The 6,128-nt window shown below is 31.9% G+C and carries 6 protein-coding genes and 1 tRNA gene; 5 read left to right on the top strand and 2 right to left on the bottom strand.

The genetic code is table 11. The features are described from left to right. The 4 genes from HY951_00655 to HY951_00670 all read left to right on the top strand — a co-directional run. Positions 1-576 (top strand): hypothetical protein (locus tag HY951_00655; protein ID MBI5538543.1); only part of this gene is annotated, 576 nt, incomplete at its 5' end. A gap of 95 nt (positions 577-671) precedes the next feature. After that, complete coding sequence (locus tag HY951_00660) at positions 672-1,517, top strand: hypothetical protein (GenBank protein ID MBI5538544.1); 846 nt, start codon at positions 672-674, stop codon at positions 1,515-1,517. Positions 1,518-1,556: 39 nt separating this feature from the next. Further along, on the top strand, positions 1,557-2,513 hold the full coding sequence (locus HY951_00665) for a hypothetical protein (GenBank protein ID MBI5538545.1): 957 nt from the start codon (positions 1,557-1,559) through the stop codon (positions 2,511-2,513). Between the two features lie 191 nt (positions 2,514-2,704). After that, positions 2,705-5,308, top strand: a complete 2,604-nt coding sequence (locus tag HY951_00670; protein MBI5538546.1) for a hypothetical protein — start codon at positions 2,705-2,707, stop codon at positions 5,306-5,308. A 14-nt stretch (positions 5,309-5,322) separates the two neighbouring features. Here the strand turns inward: HY951_00670 and HY951_00675 are convergent, their stop codons facing one another. Both HY951_00675 and HY951_00680 read right to left on the bottom strand, forming a co-directional pair. After that, complete coding sequence (locus tag HY951_00675; GenBank protein MBI5538547.1) at positions 5,323-5,520, bottom strand: GIY-YIG nuclease family protein; 198 nt, start codon at positions 5,518-5,520, stop codon at positions 5,323-5,325. 41 nt (positions 5,521-5,561) lie between these two features. Next, positions 5,562-5,635: transfer RNA gene (locus tag HY951_00680), tRNA-Pro, on the bottom strand. 164 nt (positions 5,636-5,799) lie between these two features. Here HY951_00680 and HY951_00685 point away from each other — a divergent pair. Next, positions 5,800-6,128: FAD-dependent oxidoreductase (locus tag HY951_00685; protein ID MBI5538548.1), on the top strand; the 329-nt coding region annotated here is incomplete at its 3' end.

Raw genomic sequence — 6,128 nt, forward strand, 5'->3', positions numbered from 1 at the left:
GAGCAAAAGGGCTTCAAAGTATCCTTCCTTGGTATTATCGATTCAACTCCCCCAAAAGGATTGGAAGATTTTTATAAACCAGAATTCACAATTGAATCAGAAATAGAATGGTTAAAACAGATTGTCAATAATCAGGATATATTCAAAGATCTGGATAGCGTTAAAGACCTTGGACAACTTTGGTTCAAAGCGATCGATTTACTTAAGAATTCAGGAATATCTAATGAAATTATAAAGAAGGGATTAATGAGAGTTGCTGGATATTCAATTAAGGACCATGAAACTTTATCAGTTGATGAGTTGACTATTTATATGAATTTCACAAGAACGCTGCTTAGAGCTTCTAGTAATTACACCCCATATTGTCCTGTTCTTTCAAAAATTACATATTTTAGAGCTAGCGAATCAGTTGTTGAAAACCCTCAATTATGGCTTAATTATTCAGAAAATAACGGAACTATTCATACAATTAAGGCAGATCATTTTACAATACTTAAACAGCCTGCTGTATATAAGTTATATGATGAACTCAGTAAATCTTTAAAAATGGAAGAAGAGAAGATATCCTCTAATTAAAAGAATAACAATGTAGCAACATGTTTCGACATATTTTAGAGTGTTATAATACTTTAATCTAAATAAATAGTTATCAATAATTTAACTAATAAAATATGAAAATAAGTTTAGTTTGTATGCCATTCTATTCATTGAGCCTTCCTTCAATTGCTTTAACCCAATTAAAGTCGGAATTGAAAAGAAAATTCGAGAATAGTGTTGATGTAGACATATTTTACTTTAATCATGATTTTGCTCAGCTTGTTGGTTCCGAAGTTTACAAATATTTTGATGATTGGAGTATTCAAACTGGCATTGGTGACTGGTTTTTCAGAAACGAAGCGTTTCCTAATGAAGGTGATAATTTGAATGAGTATTTTATAAGATATGGACACATGCTATATGAACTTATTCAAAGAAAGGAAGAGTTTGAGATATTAAGGAATAATTTAGGTGCTTTTTTAGAAGGGTTAATTTTTAAAAATAAACTCTATACATCTGATATAGTTGGTTTTACATCTCTTTTTGCTCAAAATATTCCAAGCCTTGCCCTAGCAAGAAAAATTAAAGAAATAAACCCAAATATAAAAATAGTTTTTGGTGGTAGTAATTGTGAATATCCAATGGGGATAGAGTTTGTTAAAAACGTTGATTATATTGATTATGTTTTTTCGGGGCCATCGTTGGAAAGTTTTTCTCAATTTATTAAAAACATGATTGAGGGGAGTTCAGAGAAAAATGAAATCATAGACGGTGTTTTTTCAAAAAATAACGTTAAGAAATATTTTTCAGTAGGTAATATGAATACTAAAGCTTTAAGTTGTTTTGGTAAAGATTCTACACTGAACGAACCCCTATTATTGGATTATCATTCATTCTTTGATTCTTATAAGAACAAAGTAAGTAATTCAGAAAAACCTGGGATTACAATTGAAACTTCAAGGGGCTGTTGGTGGGGTTAAAAAATCCAATGTTCGTTTTGTGGATTAAATGGAAGTGCCATGAAGCATAAAGCTATGGATGAAGAAAATGCTTGTGCTTACATGAATTGGCATATGAAAGAATACTATCAATATACAAATGAAATAATATGCACAGATCTTGCACTTCCAAAGAATTATATTGAGAAGGTAGTTCCAAAACTTGAAGTCCCCAAAAATATTTCTATCTTTTATGAGGTTAGACCAAATCTCAAAGAGGAAGAACTAAAATTGTTAAAATCAAAGAATTTCAATAGAATTCAACCGGGAATTGAAGCAATATCAACCCCTCTTCTTAAAATAATGAGAAAGGGAGTTTCTGGAGCTAGTAATATTAAACTACTCAAAAATTGTGTTAATTTCTCAATTGAACCATCATGGAATTTAATTATTGGATTTCCAGGAGATAGTGAGGAAATCTATAAATTTTATCATTCAATACTGCCATTTTTATTTCATTTACCTCCTCCAAATATTGTTCCCTTAAGATTTGATAGATACAGTGAATATCACAATAATCAAGAAAAATATAATCTTGATCTTAAGCCGTATGATTATTATGAACTAATTTATCCATTTGAAAAAAATTCGCTTTCCAACCTTGCTTATTATTTTGTTGATTGTAGCGATAATGGGTATATAGATAATTTAATAAAATGGGAGGAAGAGTTAAAGACAATAGTTAATAAATGGGGCAATATTTGGAAAGAAAAAGAGTCTAAAATTATGCCAACTTTATCATACATTAATAATAATCAGATTGTTGACACAAGAAGTGGTTCTGAAATTATTCATGACTTAAACGAAGTATCTAAAGCAATTTTATCACTCTTAAAAAAACCAATAAAAAAAGAACAAGTAATTCTTATGATTGATAATTTTTCCAAAGACATTATTGAGAAGGAATGGGAGGTTTTAAGAGGAAAAGGATTAATCTTTCATGAAGAAAGCCAACAGGCTATTTCTTTAGTATTATAATTTATGGAATTTAGTTCAATGGAAACTTATTATCATACAAATATTTTTTTCAAAAAGGTAATCTTAATAGGTTGATACTATTGTTTATGCATATTAAATCTTTTTTATAAAAATTTCATACATTTATTAGTTATTTTTGAGGTTCAATTTAATCCCAATGCTAATAGTTTAAAATACTAAATGGTCTATATATGAAGAGGTTTTCAGTAGTTTTGCCATACTTAGTTGCGGTTTCCGTTTTTGTAATACTTAGTTCGGTTTTCTTTGCTCCACAATTTGATGGTTACAGTTTGAATCAGAGCGATGTTAGCCAGTTTATTGGAATGAGCAAGGAAATTTATGATTTTCGACAAGAGGAAAAGACTGATCCTCTTTGGACCAATTCGGCATTTAGTGGAATGCCTGCCTATCAGATTTCAATGAATAATCAAACCCTTGTGAGTACAATAGAAAGTTTTATTGTCTTTAAACTGTTTAAAGCACCTACGGGTTACTTGATTCTGGGGATGTTAAGTTTTTATGTTTTATTGTTGTGCTTTGGTGTAAACCCATGGTTAAGTATTATTGGAGCTGTTGCTTTTGGCTTTTCTACTATCAATATACTTTATCTTGGAGGTGGGCATAATACAAAAGTTCACGCTATTGCTTTGTTGCCTGGAATTATTGGAAGTTTGGTTTACGCCTATCGAAAGAATTCTAGAATTGGCGGACTGTTGTTGTGCATATTTATTTGTTTGCATCTATCAGCAAACCATATTCAGGAAACCTATTACCTGCTTTTTTTAATTCTAGCAATCGTCATTTTTGAATTTTACAGGTTTTATAAAGAACGTCGAGTACAGGTTTTTATAAAAATATCAACATTCTTACTATTCGCTTCAATACTTGGAATCATTCCTACCATGTCTAATTTGCTTTTAACAAACGAATATGCAAAGTATACAAATAGGGGAAAATCCGATTTAACTATTTCAACAAACCAAACTGATGATAAATCTAAATTAAAAGGACTTGATCGCGATTATATTAAAGAATATAGTTTAGGATATGGCGAGATTTGGTCTTTGGCAATTCCAAATATAAAAGGTGGAGCATCTGGTCGTTTAGGCGATTTTAAAGACAAGTTAAGCGATGTTACACCTGAATATAGGAATGATATTGCTAATTTCCCAAGTTATTGGGGCGAACAACTTGGTACAGGAGGTGCATTTTATTTTGGGGCAACAATTTTTCTGCTTTTTGTGTTAGGGCTGGTTTTTATTAAGGATACGATTAAGTGGGCGTTCCTTGCAGTATCTATTCTCGCCGTATTTTTATCGTGGAAATACAGTGCAATTCTCGATTTATTTATCGATCACATGCCTTTATTCAATAAGTTTAGGGATACAAAAATGATGTTGGTTTTAGTGCAAATATCTTTCCCCCTTCTAGGCCTTCTATTTCTAAATGAATTATTCAACAACCAATTAAACAAAAAGAAACTAATATATTCCATTGGGGCAACAATTGGACTATTTTTTCTTTTCTACCTATTGCCTTCTCTTTGGTTTAGTTTCTTTAATAATAATGAGTTGGAGTATTTTAACAAACAGTCGCAATTATACCCTCAGGCACTTCAGCAAATAAACCAAATCAAAATGGATATTGAGCAGGTGAGAATAGCCATATTCAAAACTGATCTATTGAGATCTATATTTTTTATGATTCTGGTTTCTGGATTAATCCTTCTTTATACATGGAATAAAATTGCAAAACATTATTTTATTCTTTTAATTGGCATTTTGGTACTGCTTGACTTATGGATGGTTGATAAAAGATATCTAAATACCGATACAAGTAGTTACCACTGGATTAAATCAAAAGATAAAAATACTCCCTTTAGGCCTAATGTAGCGGATATTCAAATATTGAATTGGGAAATGGAAGACAATCCGATATTAAATGAGAACATAAATCAAAAGATATCGAAAATTGGGAACAACGAAATCGAAAAAGCGAATTTGGCTTTTACAACCTTAAACTTTGGTACAAATTACAGAGTATTATCGCTCGATAATCCATTTGCCAATGCTTCAACCTCATATTACCACAAATCTATCGGAGGGTATCATGGTGCAAAATTAAAGAGATATGCTGAATTGATCGACTTCAGGCTCAATAATGAATATCAAGGTTTAATAAATGCTTTAAAAAGCAATAACGATACCATTATTGAAAACACCCTAAAGAGCCGAATTTCTGCTTTAAATATGTTGAATACCAAATATATTATATATAATCCCGAAGCAGCACCAATTAGAAATCCTTATGCAAATGGTTCAGTATGGATAATTAAAGATATTAAGGTTGTAAAAAATGCAGATGAAGAGATTAAAACTCTAGATTTAATAGATCCTAAAAATACAGCTGTTGTTGATCAATCATATAGCAATTTGATTCCTAGTAATTATAAATACGACGCTTTTGCTCAAATTAACTTAAAGAAATATCGTCCCAATCATTTAATCTACGAGTCAAATGCTGGAATGGTACAGGTTGGAGTTTTTTCTGAAATTTACTATAAAGATGGATGGAATGCATATATTGATGGAAAACCATCACCATACTTCCGTGCAGATTTTGTTTTGAGAGCAATTGCCATACCTGCGGGTAAACATATTATAGAATTTAAATTTGAACCTAAGACATATATTGTAAGTAAGAAGATTTCTTATGCGGGATCCGTATTGATAATCTTTTTCGCATTAAGTATAGCGTTTTATGAGATATGGATTAATTTTAAAAAACGACAGTAAGGTTTCTCGGTGGTTCAGTGGGCTAATAATAGGTCTATAGATTCTGGAGACTCATAACATTCTTGTTTATAAACAATTCGCCACGGCATGCCTTTTGCCGCAAAGGTTGTTTTACCCCTGTTGTGCTCCAGAAGCCTTCTCTCAAGATTCTGAGAGAAGCCAATGTGGTAAACACCAAGATTGTCGCTAAACAGGGTATAAGTATAAAACATTAGGTATAACAAAAAAGGGGCAAAAGCCCCTTATGATTTTGTCGGGGTGATCCGACTCGAACGGACGACCACTTGCACCCCATGCAAGTACGCTAGCCAACTGCGCCACACCCCGATTGTTTCAGCGGATGCAAAAATAGATTCTTTTTTTGAATTCAGAAAACTAAAAGATTCTTTTTTTGTTAATGATGCGGTGTTAGTTTGTTTAGGTTGCATTCATTAACTTTGACAATTATTTAAAATTGATTTACTATGGAGCTATTTAAGCCGATGAATAGTATGGACGGTAACAAGAATAACTCAAAGAGAGAGTTACCCATTGAGAGAGTTAAAGTATTAATTATTGGTTCAGGACCAGCAGGATATACGGCTGCTATATATACCTCAAGAGCCAACCTTAATCCCGTTCTTTACGAAGGAATTCAACCTGGAGGACAATTAACAACAACTACTGAGGTTGATAATTTCCCTGGTTACCCTAATGGGATTACTGGTCCAGAAATGATGGAGGATCTAAAAAAGCAATCCATTCGTCTAGGTGCCGATATCCGTTTTGGAATTGCAACATCTGCAGATTTATCATCACAGCCTTACAAAGTAACAATTGA

The sequence above is a fragment of the Bacteroidia bacterium genome (assembly GCA_016218155.1).
Classification (GTDB): domain Bacteria; phylum Bacteroidota; class Bacteroidia; order Bacteroidales; family GWA2-32-17; genus GWA2-32-17.